Source organism: Sphingomonas sp. (assembly GCF_035317925.1).
Classification (GTDB): Bacteria; Pseudomonadota; Alphaproteobacteria; order Sphingomonadales; family Sphingomonadaceae; genus Sphingomonas_I.
In genome coordinates this window covers 1-17961 of the sequence record NZ_DATHFV010000204.1, presented here as the reverse complement: position 1 = coordinate 17961, position 17961 = coordinate 1, and the positions used below count along the sequence as shown (strand labels likewise).

Here is a 17961-nt window from a genome sequence, read left to right as displayed (position 1 = left end):
GGCGGGCGTCACCGACGCGCACAACGCAATGATGGGCACTAGCCTGCGGATATGTCTCACGGAATCGCACCCCTGGCTCGCCAGACCATCGATACCAGACACCCAGCTTTGCTCCAATGTCCGCTTCGGCCAAGGCGTGGGCTATTCCAAAAGCGCAGCGACGCGATCTTTCACCCGCTTCAGATCCTCGACAAATCGCTTGAATTCGGCCTCAGCCTCGTCGCGCAAAGCCTGCCACGCGCCCGACCGATTGGCATCCGGATTTTTGCGGCTCGCGGCCACCATGCGTCCTCTCCATGCCTACGCGCTCGCGGTCAGGCACGGCACCAACGCCGTCCGGGGCGTGTCTTTCCACAGGGACGGGCACCGACTAAGCATCGCCCGTCAGGGATGGCCGTCAAAGGGCGGGCGTGTCGTCCACCAGCAGGCGCCGGAAACGCGGCGAGAAGGCGCAAAGCAGGCCGCCACTGACGGCCAAAAGCAGCGATCCACCATAAATGACGGCGATTACGCCAAGCAACGCAGACATGGACCGAACCTCGTTCAATGACTCTGCTGCAACGCAACATATCATAAGCGCAATGTGTGACGGTTCGAAACTGTTCCGACCAGCATGCATGTTTCGCACGCGAGGCGGGCGCTCCTGCGGCGAGTGGTGCAAGCCGCGCGACACGCCCCGATCAGCCGAGGTGCAACGCCACCAGCAGCCCCGCGAAAACGAGATAAAGCAGCCCCATCGCCGCGAGCAATTTGCGCGACACGAAGCCGCAGCGGAACGCGACGAACATGATCGCGACCGCCGCTGCCGTGACGCCGGCGGCGACGAGGAGAGGGGCGTCGAGCAGCCAAGGCGTCCAGAACAGGCCGAACGCGGTCGGGATCGTCGCCTGGATCATCATCGCGCCCGAAATATTGGCGAGTGCGAGCCGGTATTTGCCCTGACGCACCCAGATGATCGCGTTCATCGTCTCGGGCAGTTCGGTCGCGATCGGGCTCAGCAGCAAGGCCAGCAATTGCGGTTCGAGGCCGAGGGCAGGGCCGATCGCCTCGAGCTGACCTACGAAGACATGCGAGGCGGCGAAGATCACGCCGAGCGCGAGCAAGGTCTGGAAAAGGGCGATGCCGGTGCCGGGCACGGCGGCGTGGCGGGCGAAGGTGAGGGGCTCGCTTTCGCCTTCCTCGTCGTTGTTGGCGCCGCCGCCCATCTCCTGGCGGATGTAGAGCGCGTAGGCGCCGAGGAAGAGGATGCCGAGCCATGGCTTCCACGCGAAGGCGATCAGGCCGAGCCCGATCTTGGCGGCGAAAATGGCCAGAAACCAACCCTGGTCGCGCGCGAGAATCTTGAAATCCGCGCAGATTTCCGGGGTTCGCGGCAATTGCCGGCGGCACAGCAGCAACACCACGCCCACCGTCGCATAAGCGATCGTGGCGAGGGCGAGGGGGCCGCCCAGCGCCGCGCCGACGCCCAGTTGCTTGACCGCCATCGATCCACCGAACGCAACCGCGACCAAAGTGACGACGCTTTCGGGCAGGGCCGTGCCGAACGCCGCCAGGATCGATCCGGTCGCTTTCTGCCCGACGGCGAGCTTGCGGCCGACCCATTCGACGCCGTTCACGAACAATTCGCACGAGAGATAGATCGCGACCGCGGACCCGATCAACAGCGCGAAGTGAAGCCAGAGGCTGTGCATTTCTATTCCCGGGCCGGGCAGGGACACGCATGAACCGACACACGCGCCCAGCCCGGACGCCTGCCGATCCATGGTCTCGCCAAGCTGATGCTGCATCCGCCACGGCCGCGGCCGAGTATGTTGACGAATGCCCCGCTGAAAGGTGCGGGCGGCTACTCCCCAGGGAGAGACGCGCCCTTGGCAGGCGCATGCCTTCAGGTCAAATCGTTCAAGGGTCGAGCGAGGCGAGATAGGCCGAGATATCCCGGATCTGCGTCGCATCAAGTTGCTCTGCGGGAACCTGCATCAAGACAACCGCAGGGCCGCCGCGTGCGCCCGTCTTAATGTCCCACAGCATGCGCGCCACATAAGCGGCGGAGCGGCCGGCGATCGGTGGGGTGCCGCCGATGCCGTGCAGATTGGCGCCATGGCAGCTGGTGCAGGCCATGCCGCCCGGGCCGCCGCTGCGCACCAGCGCCTGGCCGCTCGCAAGCGCACCTTTGGGTACATAATCGACGATGCCGACGTGCGAATCGGCGACGAACAGATGCTTGGGATCCTCCGAAACCTCGATGATCCGGCCGTTGATCGGCTCGGTACCGCCATCGGGCGCGAGATCGAGCCAGCCATAATGATTGGGCCGCGTCGCCGGCACGGTGTCGGTTTCGACCACGCGGACGCGCTTGGTGCGTGGCAAGGCCGAGAAATAGGCCGCCGCCGCCGCAAGATCGTCCTCGCTGACCTTCTTCGCGGTCTTGATCATCTCGACCGTATCCGGCCGGTCCGCCTGCGCCGAAGCCCGGCGGCCGTCGCGGAATTCGTGGACCTGCTCAATGATATAGGCCGCCGGCAGCCCGGATATGTCCGCGCCGCCGAGGAAACCCTCGCCATTGGCGAAATGGCAGGACGCGCAGGGTGTGGGGCCGTTGGGCCGACCATGCGCCACGATTTGGGGCGGCACGGGATGTTCGGTCGGGAACCAGTCGACCGGATTGCCGTCATCCAGGATTTCGGCAGTCGTGAATGTCAAAGCGCTGCCGGGCACATGATAAGGTTCGGGGCCGACGTCGGGAAATGGACCCTTGGGCGCATGCGGATAGGCCCAGGCGAGTTCGGGGCTTGGTGCGGGCTTCGTTTTCGGTTGCTGGCTGCATGCGGCCAACGCCACCACAGCCCCGAATATCGCCAGAGACGTGAAACCGATGTGCCGCATGTGATTCCCCCAAGGCGATGCAGCTAGGCCAGGACCGGAAAGCACGTCCAGATCGATGGGGGAGAGATCAGGAATGTTCGGCCAGCCACCCCGCCACGCCGATCTTCTATCTTGATAATATATATTATGTTAAATCATTATCTATGGAGGGGGAACCCGGACGTTGCCGCCCACAGCATCACGATGGCGGCCACCGCCCACAGCACGCCGATGATCGCGACCCACAACGCCGCTTGCCTGGCGAGTTTTCCGATCGGTTCGCCGCGACGCCAGATCCCCACGCCCACCAGGATTATCCAGCCAAGCAAAGCGACGACACTGGCGGCGGCATTGGGAGCCATCATAAAGCTATCTCCAGCCCATCGAAGCCCGGCGCGACTCCGGCCGGCAGCTCCGCCGCCAGTGATACATAATCCATCGACTGATCCATATGAGTCAGGATCGCTTGCCGGGGCTTGAGCCGCGTCACGGCGTCGAGCGTCGTCGCCAGATTGGCGTGCGTCGGATGCGGCGCATGGCGCAGCGCATCGACGACCCACAGATCCATGTCTGCGAACATGTCTTCCATATCCGGCGTAATCTCATGAAAATCCGTCGAATATCCGGCCGACTTGGTGCCATGCTCGAAACGGAAACCGGCGGATGTTATATTGCCATGCGGCTGGTCGACCGTGCGGACCACGATGTCGCCGATCGTGATTTCGTCCTCGAGCAGGCTGATCGTCGCGGTTGGCGGATAGCCGCCGCGGCCGTGGAAAACGTAACGGAAGCGCCGTTCGAGCGATTCCAGGCAGCGCTCCCTTGCATAGCAAGGCACCGGCGCGTGACTGATGTGGAAGATCTGGCGCAGATCGTCGATGCCGTGCGTGTGATCGGCATGCTCGTGCGTCCACAGCACCGCGTCGATCCGGCTTACGTCCGCCGCCAACAGCTGTTCGCGCATGTCCGGCCCGGTATCGACCAGGATCGTCGTCGTCTCGCTCTGCACCAGGATCGACGCACGCGTACGCCGATTGCGCGGATCATTGGGATCACACGCGCCCCAATCGCCCCCGATCCGCGGCACGCCCGAAGAGGTGCCGCAACCGAGGATCGTCAGCTTCACGGCTTCGCTTTCCCGAACAAACTGAAGAAGTTGGCGGCGGTCCGATCCATCAGCGCCTGCGTGTCCTCGCCGCGCAAATTGGCGATGAACGCCGCCGTATCGGCCACGAACGCCGGTTCGCCGGGCTTGCCCCGGTGCGGCACCGGCGCGAGGAACGGCGCATCGGTCTCGATCAGCATACGATCGCCGGGCAAGGTCGCGACCGTTGCCTGCAGCTCGCGCGCATTCTTGAACGTCACGATGCCTGCGATCGAGATATAAAGCCCCAGATCCAGCATCTTCTCGGCGAAGCCCGCGCTGGCGGTGAAGCAGTGGATCAAAGCGGGATAGGCCCCCTTCCCCATTTCCTCGCCGATGATCGCCGCCGTATCCTCCTCGGCGTCGCGCGTGTGGACGATCAGCGGCAGCCTGGTCTCGCGCGCCGCCGCGATATGCGCGCGGAAGCTCTTCTTCTGCTGCTCGCGATCCGAATGATCGTAATAATAATCGAGGCCGGTCTCGCCGATGCCGACCACCCTGGGATGCTGCGCGGCCGCGATCAGCTTGGCGGCGTCGACATCCGGATGCTCGTCCGCCTCGTGCGGATGGATGCCGACCGACGCCCACACGTCCGGCTCGCGCTCGGCGATCGCGATCACCTCATCCCATTCGCGCTCGCGCGTCGAGATGCACAGCATGCCCGTCACGCCGCGCGCGCGGGCGCGTTCCAGCACTGCCGCCTGATCCTCGACCAGGCCCTTATAATTGAGGTGACAGTGGCTATCGATCAGCATCAGGCCGCCGGTTCTATCCAACGCGGGAAAACGCCCTGCGGCGCGGGAAGCTGCGTGCCGGGCACGATCGGCGTGCCGATCGCGGCGAAATCGCGCGAATCCGCATCCTGGCCGAGCAGATCGAGCAGCGCGTCCGCGCTCGCCGGGATCGCCCAGCGCGCGAGGATCGCGAGGATCCGCACCGCCTCCGCCGTCCAATAGAGCACACCGTCCGCCATCGCCGGATCTTCCTTGCGCAGCGACCAGGGCGCCATGTCGGCGAAATAGCGGTTGGCGAGCGCCACGCCGTCCCACACGACCTCGAGTGCGCGGTTGAGCGCCAGATCGTCGAACGCACCGTCGACGCGCTCCAGCAAGGCGCCGAGGCCGAGCTGATCGTGCGCCGGACCGGGTGCCGGAACGACGCCGTCGCAATTCTTGGTGATAATCGACAGACAACGCTGCGCCAGATTGCCGATCCCGTTGGCGAGATCGGCGTTGCAGCGCGTGACGATCGCCTCGTGGCTATAGCTGCCGTCCTGCCCGAAGCTGACCTCGCGCAGCAGGAAATAGCGCAGCTGATCGACGCCGTAGAGCTGCGCCATCTCGACCGGATCGACGACATTGCCGACAGACTTCGACATCTTCTCGCCCTTGTTGAGCAGGAAGCCGTGGCCGAACACCTGTTTGGGCAGTTCGAGACCCGCCGACATCAGGAAAGCCGGCCAATAGACCGCGTGGAAGCGGACAATGTCCTTGCCGATGATGTGCAGATCGGCCGGCCAGCGCCCGAAACCGTTGCCGCCCTCGCCCGGATAGCCTGCGCCGGTCAGGTAATTGGTCAGCGCATCGACCCACACATACATCACATGGCCCGGCGAATCCGGCACCGGCACGCCCCAATCGAAGCTTGTGCGCGAGATGGAGAGGTCGGAAAGCCCGCCTTTAACGAAGCTCATTACCTCATTGCGGCGGCCTTCGGGGCGGATGAAGTCCGGATTTGCCTCGTAATGGGCGATCAAACGGTCCGCATAAGCCGACAATTTGAAGAACCAGCTCTCCTCCACGGTCCATTCAACGGGCGTTCCCTGCGGCGAAAGCTTCTCTCCGTCGGCCCCTTCGGACAGCTCTTCCGCGCCGTAAAACGCCTCGTCGCGGACCGAATACCAGCCCTCGTAACGCCCCAGATAGATGTCGCCATTGGCCGCCATCGCACGCCAGATCGCCTGGCTCGCGGCATAATGATCAGGCTCGGTGGTGCGGATGAAGCGATCGAACGAGACATTCAAAGCCTCGTCCATCTCCCGGAAAAGCGAAGACATTTCATCGGCAAGCACTTTGGCCGAAACGCCCCGCTTGGCGGCCGTCTGCGCCATCTTCAGCCCATGCTCGTCGGTGCCGGTCATGAAGAAAACATCGCGGCCCTGCATCCGCCGGTAACGCGCGATCGCATCGGCGGCGATCGCCTCATAAGCATGCCCGATATGCGGCCGCCCATTGGGATAGGAAATTGCGGTGGTGATGTAGAAAGGCTCGGCCATGCGGCTAGCCTTTAACGGCGCTCTCCGACGGAGCAAGCTTCGCCACCAGCCCGGCAATCTCCACCACGGTCATAGTGGGGTCGAGCGACTGGCGTACCGCCCGGTCGGCTATGTCGCGCGCCTGCCGCCATAGAGCGACGGCTTCATTCATATCCTGACGCCCGCGCCGCGCCTCAGCCGCGATCCTTGAGGGCGCACGCTCCAGAAACGCCTCATACCGCTCCTGCGCGCTCTTGAGGCCGAGCGTGCGGCCGAGCGCGGTGCGCAGCGCATTGGTGGCGTCGCCATGCTGCGCGAGCTTTTCGATCGCGGCATCCAGCCCGGATATGTCGAGCCCGGCGAAGCGGATCGCATGGCCGGGCGCGCCAGCGGCTACGCGCACCAGACTGTCGAGTTCGCCCTCGTCCGCATCGGGTAGCGCACGGCGAAGGACGACACGCACCGCCTGGTCTTCGAGCGGCCCGAACCGTAGCAGGCGGCAACGCGAGCGGATCGTCGGCAGCAATCGCCCCGGCGCGTGGCTGACCAGCAGGAAAATCGTCCCCGCGGGTGGCTCTTCCAGATTCTTGAGCAAGGCATTGGCGCCGCCGCGCTCCATATCGTCGATCGCGTCGATCACGACGACACGGCGCGGCGACAGGCTGGGCGTGTTCGCGAACAAAGGTTGGAGGCTGCGCACTTGATCGACCGTGATCGAACGCGCCAGCTCTTCCGAACTGGGCTTGGGCAGCCGCTCCAGCAGCTTGAAATCCGGGTGCGATCCCGCTTCGAGCAACGACACGATCCGGTGATCGTCGGGTACGTCGAACCTGTCTTTCGACACGGCGGGGCCAGCCGCATCCGCGAGCAGCCAGCGTGCGGCGGCCAGCGCGAAGCTCGCCTTGCCGACACCCTGCGGCCCGGCGAGCAGCCAGGCGTGGTGCATTCGTCCGGAGCGTGCGGCGTCGAGGAAAGCTTCGACCGCTTCGTCCTGGCCGATGATCACAGCAAATCCCCAAGCGCGTTTAGGAGGCGTTGAGTCACCACTTCCTGCTCGCCATCTGCATCGATTATTCTGAAGCGAATAGGATCGGCTAAAGCCATTTCATGGAAGCTTTGCACGACACTGCCGTGATAATCGCCGCTGCGCTTCCCAAAGCGGTCAAGCTGGCCTTGATCGCGGGCAAACTCTCGAAATGCGGCCTGAAAGGTGTCCATCTCGAGCAGCAAGGTTCGGTCTGGCAGCAAGCCGGCGCTGCCGACTTCATGCAGCGCGCGGATCGCGTCCGCGCCGAGTCCGTCAGCGCCGCCCTGATAGGCGATCGAGCTGTCGACGAAACGGTCGCACAACACCCATTTTCCCGCCTCCAGCGCGGGGAGGATGGTCTTGTACACATGGTCGGAGCGCGCAGCCGCGAACAACAAGGCTTCGGCGCGCGCGCCCCAGCGATCGGCGCCGCCCTCCAGTAGCAAGGCGCGGATCGCTTCCGCGCCCGCGCTGCCGCCCGGCTCGCGCGTCTCGACCACCTCCAGCCCGCGACCGCGCAACGCCGCCGCCAGCGCGCGGGCCTGGGTCGATTTGCCGACCCCTTCCCCGCCCTCGAGGCTGATGAAGCGGCCGCGAGCGCTTCCGCTCATGCCATCCCGAACAGGTGGCGCAGGCCGCCCATCACGCGATCGAAGAAGCCGGCGCTGCCGACATCGGCCGCGGCGACCAGCGGCATCACCTGCGGCGGGCCATCCGACGTACGCACGATCAAGTCGGCGACATGATCGCCCTTCTTGATCGGCGCCTTGAGCGGGCCGTCATAGGCGACGGACATCTTGATATCGCCACCCAGTCCGGTCGGTTGCGTCACCGCCAGGTTGCGCGGCGCGACCAGGCCGACTTCGCGCGCGTTACCGAGCTGCACCTTCGCGGTCGCGACCTGGCTGCCGCTGGCGAAAAGCGGTTTGGACTGCCAGGCGTGCAGCCCCCAGTTCATGAACTTGACCGATTCATCGATCCGCTGATTGAACGAAGTCAAACCCGACACGACCATCACCAGCCTTCGGCCGTTCTGTTCTGCGGATCCGGTGAAGCTGAAGCCTGATTCCTCGGTGTGGCCGGTCTTGAGCCCATCGGCGCCGGCAACACGGCCCAGCAACGGGTCGCGATTGGCCTGGGTGATATCCGCCCCCGAGCCCATCGTCTTGCCCCACGTGAAATTCGGGCGGCTGTAGAATTGTTTGTAGAGATCCGGGAAGTTCTGGATCGTCGCGGTCGCGAGCGTGGAAAGGTCGCGTGCGGTGACATAGGTCACGCCGCCATCCGGCCAGCCGTTCGACGTGCCGAAATGACTATTGTTGAGGCCAATATCCTTGGCGCGCTGGTTCATGATCGCGGTGAAGGCGGGCTCGGTCCCGGCGATATGTTCGGCCAGCACGACGCAGGCGTCATTACCGGACAGCGTGATGATGCCGAGCAGCAGGTTGGCGACCGAAACCTGTTCACCAGGCGACAGGAACATCGTTGACCCTGCGGCGGGGCCGTGCCACTTCTTCCACGTCTCCGGGTTCACGGTCGCCATGTCGTTGAGGTGCAATTGCCCCTTCTTGATCATGTCGAACGCGACATAGACGGTCATCATCTTCGCCAGCGACGCCGGCGGGATCCGTTGATCGGCATTCTTCGAATACAAAGTCGCGCCCGACGACAGATCCTTCATGAAGGCCACGGTCGCGGGCGTGTCGAACGGCGGCGCGACGGCCTGGCCGGGAATGGCAACAAGCGCGGAAGCGACGAGGGCGAAAGCGATGGTGCGGAAGCGCGTCATGGTCATCCCGTTATGATTTCGCCCTTGATAGCGCCCGCCATCGCGTCGCGCCAAGCATCTATCTGACGATCGCATCCGCCAGCACGCCGACCGACATGGCGTAGAAGTTCGAGCAGTTATAATCGAGGATCGCGCGGTAATTGGTGGTGAGCAGATAAGCGGTCATGCCGGGACCATCGGGCTCCAGCAGCGTCGCGAGCTCGGTGTCGGCGGGGGCCGGATAGCCGGCGACGATCACGCCTTTCGCCTTCCATTCGCCGATCGTCAGCCAGCGGCTGAGGCGCGCATGGACGCGCGGGCAGCGCGGCGACACGAGCGTGGTGCGGATCGCCGCCCGATCGAAATCGCTCGGGAGTGTCGCCGCGACGCCCCACGGCGTATTCGGCTTCCAGCCGGCTTCGCGCAGATAGGCCGCGATCGAGGCGAGCGTATCGGCATCATTGGTCCAGATATCGGCCTTGCCGTCGCCGTCGCCGTCGGTGCCGATGCGCAGATAGGTGCTGGGCAGGAATTGGGGATAACCGGTCGCGCCCGCCCAGCTGCCCTTCATCTCGGCGCGGGTGAAGCCCTGGTCGATCAGCTTGAGCGTCGCGATCAGTTCGGCGGTGAACAATTCGCGCCGCCGCCCATCATAAGCGAGCGACGCGAACGACCGGATCAGGTCGAAACTGCCGGTGTAGATGCCGTAGCCAGTCTCCAGTCCGAAGATGGCGAGCGCGACGTTCCCCGGCACGCCCATCCTCGCCTGATTGCCCGCGAGCTGCGCGGACAGCATCTGATAGCGCGTCTGGCCCTTCTCGATATGCGCCTGGTCGACATGGCTGCGGCGGTACGGCGCGAAATCCATCGGCCCCGGCTGTCCGCTGGTGACCGCCCCACCCGGTTGCGAACGATCGAAATGGATCACGCGCGAATTGAAGGTCAGGCCCGCCGTCTCGCGGTCGAACGTCTCGGGCTTGACGCCCTCGGCGATCGCGCGAGCCCGCAGGCCCTGAACGAAGGCAGTGAAGGCCGCATCGGCCGCCGATGGCGCGTCTGGCGCTACATCGGGCGCGGCCGGCTGATCCGCAGCCGGCGGCGCATCCTGGGCGCCTGCCTCGCCACCCGGCGCGTTCTGCGCGATGGCCGGGGCGGCGCAGACCAAGGCCAGCGTCAAAGCGGATCTTCGAAGAAATGGGATCATCCCCTGCCCCTGCCACAGACTGGGCGATGACGGAATCCCGCTTATCCCGGCATCGCAACGCTTGCGCGCAACGCCAGTCGCCACGATAAGCGCCCGCGCCTGGACAGGTGGCCGAGTGGTTTAAGGCAGCGGTCTTGAAAACCGCCGTGCGGGTGACCGTACCGTGGGTTCGAATCCCACCCTGTCCGCCATATGGAGCAACGCGTGACCGACATCCTCTACCGCTCGCGTGCGCTAGAGGTGAAACGCGTCGTCGCGGGCGACGGGCACCGTCAGGTCGTCACCTTCGATTCCTACCATGAACCGCGCGGCATCGATCGCCCCGGCTTCGGCGAGGCCTTCTTCCAGACCGAAGGCATCACCACGATCCATGTCATGACGCATGGCAACGACTGGTTTCAATACCCTGAAATGACGTCTGTATTGTTACTGATCCGGCAGGCCTGCGTCGGTGCGGGACGGCTGCTCTGCTATGGGTCGAGCATGGGCGGCTATGCCGCCTTGCGCTTCGCGGGCGAGGTTGGTGCGCATGCCGCGCTGGCGCTGTCGCCGCAATTCTCGCTCGATCCGCGCAAGGTGCCATTCGAGACGCGCTGGGCGCCCGAGCGGCGCCGGATCCGCTTCCTCAACAGCCTCGACGGCGCGATCACGCCGGGACCGCGCATGATCCTCGCGTACGACAGCACGCTGGAGGCCGACCGCCGCCATGCCGAGCTGCTGGCGGCGGAAACCGATATGATCCGGTTGCCGCTGCCTTATGCAGGCCACCCGGTCGGTGGTTTCCTCAACGATACGCGGCTGCTGCGGCCACTGGTGTTGACCGCACTCGATGGCAGCTTCGATCCGGCGCGTTTCCGCCGCGCCGCACATGCCCGGCGGACCGGATCGGCCCATTGGCTGGCTAACCTCGCCGAACGGCAGCCCGGCGCGCGCGGTGGCACCAGCATCGCCCTCGCCCGCCGCGCGGTGGAGCTGGCACCCGATCATGCCAGCCTGCACGACGTATTGGCACGGCGGCTTGCCGCCGCCGGGCGCTATGGCGAGGCGGTTGCGGTCCATCATCAGGCGATCGCGATCGAGCCGATCGTCGATTATCTGTGGGGCCTCTCCAAGACGCTCCATGCCTCCGGCGATGTCGCAGGCGCGCTGGGCGTGGCGGAACAGCTGCAGCAGCTCGCGCCGCGTACCGCCGGCTATCATGCCTGGGCGGCGCGGTTGCGCGAGGCGCAGGGCGATCTGCCGGGCACCTTGACGGAGCTGCGCAAGGCGCTCCGCCAGGATAGAGGCAATCGCGGCTATCGCTTCCAGGTCCGCCAATTGTCCTGGCGGCTGCGGCTCTCGCGCTGGCGCGGAGCTTTATTCGGCGGTTGAGACGCGACGCGCTCGGCGGCGATCGGCGAGGATCGCGAACGGCCACGCTATGATCAGGCCGACGACCGCCGCGATCATGTCGGCGAACCAGTCGTCCCATTCGGCGTCGCGATGGATGATCGGCACGGCCTGACTGAGCTCGATGAAGGCGCCGAACGCGGCCATCGCCAGGAACAGCCGGAAAACCGGAATACGCGGATAGGCCGCACGCGCCAGGAAGGTGATCGTGAAGAAGGCGATCATGTGGTTGAGCTTGTCCCAGGCCGACAGGCTGAACGCGTCGCGCCCGGGAATGATGGCATCCACATAAGCGAACAGAGTCGCGCCCCAGAAGGCGAACACGAACAGACGGCGCAACGGAGACATGCCGGCGCCATGCCCGCTGGGGCCTGCAAGGTAAAGGCAGCGCGTTGGCCGACCACGTTTACCTTCGATAGACGCGCAAAAACCGGCGGAGATCGTTTTGCCGATCGCCGCCGGACGATCCAGGCGCTCCGGAGCTGGAAAGCCCCGGACGCCTGGTTCAATTATTGGCGGTCTTACTTCTTGGCGAGGCTGAGGCCGCCGAAGCGCTTGTTGAAGCGCGCGACCTGACCACCCTGATCGAGCAGATGGCCGCGCCCGCCGGTCCACGCCGGGTGGACGGTCGGGTCGATGTCGAGCTGCAGCGTGTCGCCTTCCTTGCCCCAGGTGGAGCGCGATTCGAACACGGTGCCGTCCGTCATCTGGACCTTGATCAGGTGGTAATCGGGATGAATATTCTGCTTCATGTCGTAAATCCTTGGGAGTGGCTGGTTTCCGACCAGCCGGAAGGAAGCGGCGCCTTTATAGCGTCGTCGTCAAAAAGGGAAGGCCTGCGGTCTCAGGCTGCGGCGGAAGGCGGATCCGCGATCATCGCGGTGAAATTGGCCTGCGCGACAACCTTGCCCTCGATCACCGCGCGGCCGGCGAATTTGCACACGCTCGCGCGCTTCTGGACGAACTCGACCTCGAGCCGCAGCAGCACGCCCGGTTCCACCGGTGCGCGGAACTTGGCTTCGTCGATCGCCATGAAATAGACCAGCTTGCCCGACCCGGCGAGGCCGAGGCTTTCGACCGCGAGCACGCCCGCCGCCTGCGCCAGCGCTTCGACGATCAGCACGCCCGGCATGATCGGACGACCCGGAAAATGCCCCTGGAAGAAGCTTTCGTTGATCGTCACCGCCTTGATCGCGACGATGCGCTGGTCGATCACGAGTTCCTCGACCCGGTCGACCAGCAGCATCGGATAGCGATGCGGCAGCGCCGCCATCACCCGACCGATGTCGAGTGGGCCGAGCACTGCCGCTTCGCCGCCTTCGCTCATCAGCGGCCGGGGCCTGCGGCCGGGGCCGGCGCGGTCGGCAGGACGATGCTCGGGTTCGGGAAGCTCGCGTCGAGGCGCTGGATCACCACGGTGGTGACGTCATTCGCCGGATCGGCAGCCAGGACCGAGCCCTTCGGCACGACCACGTCGGCCTTGCGCTCGCCACGGACCTGCTCGGCGAGCGGCGTGACATGGTCGACGATCTGCGACTGGACGTAGCGGCCGACGGCCTGGACTTCCTGGTCGAGCTGCTGGAGCGCGTCCTGCGCGGCCTGGGCGCGTTCGCCGGCCGAACGGGCGGCGCTGATCTGTGCCGGGGTCGGCTGCGCCGGGGCCTTGACCGCCTGCGCCGCGGAAGCCGCCGCATTATAGGCCTGGACCGCGGTGTTGAACGCGGTCTGACGCTGCTGGATCAGCGCGTCATACTTGGCGTGCAGCTGCGAATTGCCGCTCTTGGCCGCGGCCGAGTCCTGGAACACGCGGGCAAAATCGACGGTGAGCACCTCACCGGCGGCAAACGCCGGGGCGGCGGTGGCGGCGAGCAGGACGGCGGCCGCCGAAAGCTTGAGCATGGTCTTCATCAGAATTGGGTTCCTACGTTGAAAGTGAAGAGTTTCGTGTCATCGCCACGATGTTTAATGATCGCCTTGGCCATATCGATACGGAACGGACCGAACGGCGAATTCCAGTTCACGCCGATACCAATCGACAGGCGCGGTTTCCAGGTATCGCCGAGGAATTGTTCCTGGAAGCCGGCGATGTTGCTGCCGAACGGCGTCAGACCGGCCGGGCAGGTCGTGCCGGCGGGCACGCTTTGCGCGGGCAGTGTATTGGTGTCGTTGCCGTTGGAATCGACGCACTGGCGCGTCCCGTCGGTGTTGAGCTGCTCGCGGAACTGGCCGGAGGGGCCGGTGTCGATCAGCGCCGGCTTTTGCGTGCCGAACACCGAACCGATATCCGCGAAGATCGACGGGCGGATGCCCAGTTCCTTGACCGCGTTGCCAAGCGGAAGCTGCGCTTCGAGTTTGCCGAAATAATATGCGCGGCCGCCGAGCGCGTCGTCGCTCATCTGGCTGCGGTCGGTGACGAGCGTGCCGTCCGTATTATAGGGCACGCGCAGCACGCGCGGACCGAGCCCGCGAATGTCGAAGCCGGCGAAATCGGGCTCACCCAGATAGAAACGGTCGGTCAGGCGGACCTTGTCGATCCCCGGCCCCTTCCCGCTTTCGAGCGACTGGACATAACCGCCCTCGGCATTGGCCGAGACGACGAAACCGAACACCGTCCAATATTTATGGCCCTCGAACTTGGAGCGGACATAACGGACGCTGCCGCCCAGCCCGGCCAGATCCTGGCTGATGAAGAAGCGCATGCCGTGGGTTGGATGGATACGGTCGTTCAAATTGTCGAACACCAGGCTGTAGCCGAGCGACGAGGTGGTCCGATTGCCGATCGCGTCGCACAGATAGCGGCCGGCGAGGATCGGATCGCAATGCGTCGTGCCGGTGCCGTCGAGCGTGCCGTCGGGATTGTAGGGCGTGTAGAAGGTCGACTTGTCGAGCGAGACATTGTCGAGGCTGAGGCCATAGCGCAGCGCCATCGACCAAAATTCGGTCAGCGGCACGCCCGCCCGGATCTGGAAGCCGGTCGTCGCCTCGTCATAGGTCGTGTGGCGATCGGTGTTCACATAGTTGAACGAATTATAGTCGCGCCGGAACAGGTCGACGCCGAGCGCGATATTGTGATCGAACAGATAAGGCTCGGTGAAGCCGAGATTGACCGACTTGTTGTAGATCGACCAATCGACGCCGGCGCGGACCTCCTGGCCCTTGCCCATCAGGTTCGCCTGCTCGATTTGCGCGCTGACGATGAACTTTTCGAGGCTCGAATAGCCGGCCGAGACCTGGAGCGAACCGGTCGATTTCTCTTCGAGGTTGCTCTCGAGGATGACGCGATCGGGCGTGGAGCCCGGCTTCTGCTCGACTTCGAGCTTGTCCTGGAAATAGCCGAGGCTCTGGATGCGGTCGCGCGACCGCTTGACGCGGAAGCCGTTGAAGGCATCGCCTTCGGCCAGACGGAATTCGCGGCGAACGACCTTGTCGCGCGTGATCGTGTTACCGTTGATGTTGACCGCTTCCACATAGACGCGCGGTGCGTCCGAGAGCTGGAAGGTGATCGTCATCGTCTTCGCGTCTTTGTCGCGATCGTACTTCGGGTTGGTATCGGCGAAGGCGTAGCCGAGCGTGCCCGCGGTCTCGTTCAGAACGTCGAGCGTATCTTCGACCGTCTTGGCGTTATACCATTGGCCGGCCTTGATCTTGACCAGATATTTGAGCGCCTCGGGCCGCAGGTCGCGGATCGCGCTTTCGATCTTGGGGGCGCCGAACTTGTAGCGATCGCCTTCGTCGACGACGTAGGTGATGATGAAATCGCGCTTGTCGGGCGTCAGCTCGGCCACCGCCGACACGACGTGGAAGTCGGCATAGCCGTTGGTCAGGTAGAATTGGCGCAGTTTCTGCTGGTCGTAGGCGAGACGATCGGGATCGTAGCTCGTACCCTGCGAGAAGATATGGAGCAGGCTCGCCGTCTTGGTCGCCATTTCGGCGCGCAGGCGGCTGTCCTTGAAATGCGCGTTGCCGATGATGTTGATGCGGCGGACGCGCGACTTCTGGCCTTCGTGGATCTCGAACACGACATCGACGCGATTCTGGTCGAGCAGCACCATCTTGGGCTCGACCGTCGCGGCATAGCGCCCCTGACGTTTATAGAGCTCGATAATGCGGGTGACGTCCGCGCGGGCCTTGGAACGGGTGAAGATCTGGCGCGGCGCGAGCTTGATCTCGGGCCGGATCTTGTCTTCCTTGATCCGCTTGTTGCCCTCCAGCACGATCCGGTTGATCACCGGATTCTCGCGCACCTGGATAACCAGATTGCCCGTATCGGCGCCGGAGATGATCGCGTCGGCGAACAATTCGGAGCCATAAAGGTCCTTGATCGCCTGATCGAGATCAGCATTGGTATAGCTGTCGCCCGGGTGCAGCTTGACATAGGAACGGACCGTATCGGGCTCGAGCCGCTGGTTGCCCGTAACCTCGATCGAATGGATAACCTTGGTTACCGGCAGCGGCGCTGGCGCCGCCGGCGCGCTGACCGGGGCTGGCGCGGCAGCCGGTGCCTGCGCTGCGGCGGGCATGCCCGCCAGCGCTGTTCCGATCAATAATGCGCTCGCCAGCCGGCCAGATGCACGTCGCCCGTCGCTGGTCATGAATTCCGTCACGCAACCCCGCCCTTCACCTTAAATTTGCTCTTGAACCGGGGCTTTTTGGCCGGCGCGGAACGCCCTGCCCTATCCCCGTCAGCCGATCAAGCCGGCAAGCTTCCGCCAGAGCCCGAAAGAGCCGAGATCGTTGACGGTCACGAACAGCATGAATCCCAGCAACAAAGCAAGTCCCGACCGGAATGCCCATTCCTGTGCCTGCGCGGGCAACGGCCGGCGGCGGACGCCTTCGATAAGGTAGAAGAAAAGATGACCGCCATCGAGAAGAGGGATTGGCAGAAGGTTGATGAAGCCCAGATTAATCGAGATGAGCGCCATGAAGCGGATGAAGGGCAGCCAGCCGATGCTGACCGCGGTTCCGGAGAATTGCGCGATCTTCAGCGGTCCGCCCAATTCCTTGGCGGAACGTTCCCCGCCCAATATCTGACCGATCACGTCGGTGATCGTCTGGACCGTATGCCCGGTCTCGCGGAACGCTTCGACCACGGTCGTGACCGGGCCGGTATGGATCTGCTCCTGCGAGGCGGCGACCACGCCGAGCAGGCCAATCTCGATCTTGTTGCCGGCTGGATCGACCAGTTCCTGGACCTTGGGCGTCACCGGCACGGTCAGCTGGCGGCCCCCGCGATCGATCAGCAGGTCGATATGGATGTGCGGACGCAGCGCGATCATCTGCGCCATGTCTTCGAAGCGCGACACTGAACGCCCCGCGACGCGAAGCACGCGATCCCCAGGCTGGATGCCTGCTTCAGCAGCGGCGGAGCCGGGGATGACGTTCGAGATGAGCGTCGGCGTCTGCGGGACGCCCATCACGCCGAAATAGACGATGAAGATGGTGATGGCGGTGATGAAATTGGTGATCGGGCCGGCCGCGACGATCAGGAAACGCTGCCACACGGGCTTGCCCTGCAGCGTCTTGGCCTTCTCCTCCGGCGGAAGGGCTTCCCAGGCGGGATCGGGCGTGCTCGCGGGGCCCATGTCGCCACGGAACTTGACGTAGCCGCCGATCGGCAGCGCGGAGACTTTCCAGCGTGTGCCTCTCTTGTCGGTCCAGCCGAACAATTCGCGGCCCATGCCGATCGAGAACATATCGGCCTGTACGCCGAATATGCGGCCAGCAAGATAATGGCCCATCTCGTGCACGAACACGAGCGGACCGATCACGGCGACGAAGCCGAGAACGGTGATGATGATCGAAAGCAGGTGGGTCATGCCGCCTGCCGCTCCAACGCACGTGCCGCTACTCGCCGTGTCTCTGCGTCGATCATCAGAGCCTCGTCGATCGTCTCGGGTGAGCGGGGGTCATAGCGCGAAAGGACTTTATCAACGATTAAGGCGATGTCGAGGAAGCCGATCCGGCCGTCCAGGAAGGCGGCGACCGCCTCTTCGTTGGCGGCGTTGAGCACGCCGGGACGCGCGCCGCCGGCCGCCAGCACCTGCAAGGCGAGGCCAAGCGCGGGGAATCGGTTGAAATCGGGCTCTTCGAAGTCGAGTCGGGCGACCTTCGCCAGATCGAGCGGCGCGCACGGCGTCGCCATCCGCTCGGGCCAGGCCAAAGTATGCGCGATCGGGGTGCGCATATCCGGCGGCCCAAGCTGCGCGAGCGTGGATCCGTCGATATATTCGACCAGCGAGTGCACCACCGATTGCGGGTGGATAAGCACCGACAGCCGCTCATGCCCGACCGGGAAGAGGTGATGCGCCTCGAT

19 protein-coding genes, 1 tRNA gene, 1 pseudogene and 1 riboswitch are annotated in these 17961 nt (G+C 64.6%); of the genes and pseudogenes, 2 read left to right on the top strand and 19 right to left on the bottom strand.

Annotated features, from left to right (window positions below; all coding sequences use genetic code 11):
- Positions 1-141 precede the first annotated feature (141 nt).
- From VK533_RS15355 to VK533_RS15300, 12 genes are all read right to left on the bottom strand, one after another.
- A complete protein-coding gene (locus VK533_RS15355) occupies positions 142-285 on the bottom strand; it encodes a hypothetical protein (RefSeq protein ID WP_324379211.1) in 144 nt (47 codons plus the stop codon).
- Between the two features lie 112 nt (positions 286-397).
- Positions 398-529, bottom strand: a complete 132-nt coding sequence (locus VK533_RS15350) for a hypothetical protein (RefSeq protein ID WP_324379209.1) — start codon at positions 527-529, stop codon at positions 398-400.
- Positions 530-680: 151 nt separating this feature from the next.
- Complete coding sequence (locus VK533_RS15345) at positions 681-1691, bottom strand: sodium:calcium antiporter (protein ID WP_324379207.1); 1011 nt, start codon at positions 1689-1691, stop codon at positions 681-683.
- 27 nt (positions 1692-1718) lie between these two features.
- Positions 1719-1864: riboswitch (yybP-ykoY riboswitch) on the bottom strand.
- A gap of 35 nt (positions 1865-1899) precedes the next feature.
- A complete protein-coding gene (locus tag VK533_RS15340; RefSeq protein ID WP_324379205.1) occupies positions 1900-2883 on the bottom strand; it encodes a c-type cytochrome in 984 nt (327 codons plus the stop codon).
- 137 nt (positions 2884-3020) lie between these two features.
- Entirely contained in the window at positions 3021-3227 is a 207-nt protein-coding gene (locus VK533_RS15335; protein WP_324379203.1) for a hypothetical protein, read from the bottom strand.
- The gene (locus VK533_RS15330; protein WP_324379201.1) at positions 3224-3988 is read right to left on the bottom strand and encodes an MBL fold metallo-hydrolase; all 765 of its coding nucleotides are present in this window, start codon (positions 3986-3988) and stop codon (positions 3224-3226) included. The genes VK533_RS15335 and VK533_RS15330 overlap by 4 nt, the downstream gene beginning before the upstream one ends.
- Positions 3985-4761, bottom strand: a complete 777-nt coding sequence (locus VK533_RS15325) for a TatD family hydrolase (protein WP_324379199.1) — start codon at positions 4759-4761, stop codon at positions 3985-3987. The genes VK533_RS15330 and VK533_RS15325 overlap by 4 nt, the downstream gene beginning before the upstream one ends.
- Complete coding sequence (gene metG / locus VK533_RS15320; protein WP_324379197.1) at positions 4761-6281, bottom strand: methionine--tRNA ligase; 1521 nt, start codon at positions 6279-6281, stop codon at positions 4761-4763. Before metG ends, VK533_RS15325 begins: the two co-directional genes overlap by 1 nt.
- A 4-nt stretch (positions 6282-6285) precedes the next feature.
- Positions 6286-7266 (bottom strand): DNA polymerase III subunit delta', encoded by a 981-nt coding sequence (locus tag VK533_RS15315; protein ID WP_324379195.1) that lies wholly within the window; start codon positions 7264-7266, stop codon positions 6286-6288.
- On the bottom strand, positions 7263-7898 hold the full coding sequence (tmk, locus tag VK533_RS15310; protein ID WP_324379193.1) for a dTMP kinase: 636 nt from the start codon (positions 7896-7898) through the stop codon (positions 7263-7265). The genes VK533_RS15315 and tmk overlap by 4 nt, the downstream gene beginning before the upstream one ends.
- Complete coding sequence (locus VK533_RS15305) at positions 7895-9076, bottom strand: D-alanyl-D-alanine carboxypeptidase family protein (RefSeq protein ID WP_324379191.1); 1182 nt, start codon at positions 9074-9076, stop codon at positions 7895-7897. Before VK533_RS15305 ends, tmk begins: the two co-directional genes overlap by 4 nt.
- A gap of 58 nt (positions 9077-9134) precedes the next feature.
- Positions 9135-10259, bottom strand: a complete 1125-nt coding sequence (locus VK533_RS15300) for a lytic murein transglycosylase (protein WP_324379189.1) — start codon at positions 10257-10259, stop codon at positions 9135-9137.
- Positions 10260-10360: 101 nt separating this feature from the next.
- Between VK533_RS15300 and VK533_RS15295 the strand changes: the two genes are divergently transcribed.
- Both VK533_RS15295 and VK533_RS15290 read left to right on the top strand, forming a co-directional pair.
- A tRNA-Ser gene (locus VK533_RS15295) sits at positions 10361-10450 on the top strand.
- Positions 10451-10463: 13 nt separating this feature from the next.
- Positions 10464-11630: a tetratricopeptide repeat protein gene (locus VK533_RS15290; RefSeq protein ID WP_324379187.1), complete on the top strand. Its 1167-nt coding sequence runs from the start codon at positions 10464-10466 to the stop codon at positions 11628-11630.
- On the opposite strand, the gene VK533_RS15285 is transcribed toward VK533_RS15290, so the two are convergent.
- The 7 genes and pseudogenes from VK533_RS15285 to VK533_RS15255 form a co-directional block, all read right to left on the bottom strand.
- Entirely contained in the window at positions 11616-11996 is a 381-nt protein-coding gene (locus VK533_RS15285) for a teicoplanin resistance protein VanZ (protein WP_324379185.1), read from the bottom strand. The two genes, VK533_RS15290 and VK533_RS15285, sit on opposite strands and share 15 nt — an antisense overlap.
- A gap of 173 nt (positions 11997-12169) precedes the next feature.
- Positions 12170-12400: a 50S ribosomal protein L31 gene (rpmE, locus tag VK533_RS15280; protein WP_324379183.1), complete on the bottom strand. Its 231-nt coding sequence runs from the start codon at positions 12398-12400 to the stop codon at positions 12170-12172.
- 92 nt (positions 12401-12492) lie between these two features.
- On the bottom strand, positions 12493-12975 hold the full coding sequence (gene fabZ, locus VK533_RS15275; RefSeq protein ID WP_324379181.1) for a 3-hydroxyacyl-ACP dehydratase FabZ: 483 nt from the start codon (positions 12973-12975) through the stop codon (positions 12493-12495).
- Positions 12975-13556, bottom strand: coding sequence for an OmpH family outer membrane protein (locus VK533_RS15270; protein WP_324379178.1), 582 nt, complete (start codon positions 13554-13556; stop codon positions 12975-12977). Before VK533_RS15270 ends, fabZ begins: the two co-directional genes overlap by 1 nt.
- The gene (gene bamA / locus VK533_RS15265) at positions 13556-16240 is read right to left on the bottom strand and encodes an outer membrane protein assembly factor BamA (RefSeq protein ID WP_324379213.1); all 2685 of its coding nucleotides are present in this window, start codon (positions 16238-16240) and stop codon (positions 13556-13558) included. Before bamA ends, VK533_RS15270 begins: the two co-directional genes overlap by 1 nt.
- Positions 16241-16330: 90 nt before the next feature.
- On the bottom strand, positions 16331-17464 hold the full coding sequence (gene rseP, locus VK533_RS15260; RefSeq protein WP_324379176.1) for an RIP metalloprotease RseP: 1134 nt from the start codon (positions 17462-17464) through the stop codon (positions 16331-16333).
- Positions 17461-17961 (bottom strand): annotated as a pseudogene (locus VK533_RS15255) (1-deoxy-D-xylulose-5-phosphate reductoisomerase); the annotation flags it as partial. The gene rseP and the pseudogene VK533_RS15255, both read right to left, overlap by 4 nt.

What these genes read in the sequence shown, in the direction of transcription:
- VK533_RS15355 (WP_324379211.1), bottom strand. Translation starts at nt 285, where the DNA reads ATGGTGGCCGCGAGCCGCAAAAATCCGGATGCCAATCGGTCGGGCGCG.
- VK533_RS15350 (WP_324379209.1), bottom strand. Translation starts at nt 529, where the DNA reads ATGTCTGCGTTGCTTGGCGTAATCGCCGTCATTTATGGTGGATCGCTG.
- VK533_RS15345 (WP_324379207.1), bottom strand. Translation starts at nt 1,691, where the DNA reads ATGCACAGCCTCTGGCTTCACTTCGCGCTGTTGATCGGGTCCGCGGTC.
- VK533_RS15340 (WP_324379205.1), bottom strand. Translation starts at nt 2,883, where the DNA reads ATGCGGCACATCGGTTTCACGTCTCTGGCGATATTCGGGGCTGTGGTG.
- VK533_RS15335 (WP_324379203.1), bottom strand. Translation starts at nt 3,227, where the DNA reads ATGATGGCTCCCAATGCCGCCGCCAGTGTCGTCGCTTTGCTTGGCTGG.
- VK533_RS15325 (WP_324379199.1), bottom strand. Translation starts at nt 4,761, where the DNA reads ATGCTGATCGATAGCCACTGTCACCTCAATTATAAGGGCCTGGTCGAG.
- metG (WP_324379197.1), bottom strand. Translation starts at nt 6,281, where the DNA reads ATGGCCGAGCCTTTCTACATCACCACCGCAATTTCCTATCCCAATGGG.
- tmk (WP_324379193.1), bottom strand. Translation starts at nt 7,898, where the DNA reads ATGAGCGGAAGCGCTCGCGGCCGCTTCATCAGCCTCGAGGGCGGGGAA.
- VK533_RS15305 (WP_324379191.1), bottom strand. Translation starts at nt 9,076, where the DNA reads ATGACGCGCTTCCGCACCATCGCTTTCGCCCTCGTCGCTTCCGCGCTT.
- VK533_RS15300 (WP_324379189.1), bottom strand. Translation starts at nt 10,259, where the DNA reads ATGATCCCATTTCTTCGAAGATCCGCTTTGACGCTGGCCTTGGTCTGC.
- VK533_RS15285 (WP_324379185.1), bottom strand. Translation starts at nt 11,996, where the DNA reads ATGTCTCCGTTGCGCCGTCTGTTCGTGTTCGCCTTCTGGGGCGCGACT.
- rpmE (WP_324379183.1), bottom strand. Translation starts at nt 12,400, where the DNA reads ATGAAGCAGAATATTCATCCCGATTACCACCTGATCAAGGTCCAGATG.
- fabZ (WP_324379181.1), bottom strand. Translation starts at nt 12,975, where the DNA reads ATGAGCGAAGGCGGCGAAGCGGCAGTGCTCGGCCCACTCGACATCGGT.
- VK533_RS15270 (WP_324379178.1), bottom strand. Translation starts at nt 13,556, where the DNA reads ATGAAGACCATGCTCAAGCTTTCGGCGGCCGCCGTCCTGCTCGCCGCC.
- bamA (WP_324379213.1), bottom strand. Translation starts at nt 16,240, where the DNA reads ATGACCAGCGACGGGCGACGTGCATCTGGCCGGCTGGCGAGCGCATTA.
- rseP (WP_324379176.1), bottom strand. Translation starts at nt 17,464, where the DNA reads ATGACCCACCTGCTTTCGATCATCATCACCGTTCTCGGCTTCGTCGCC.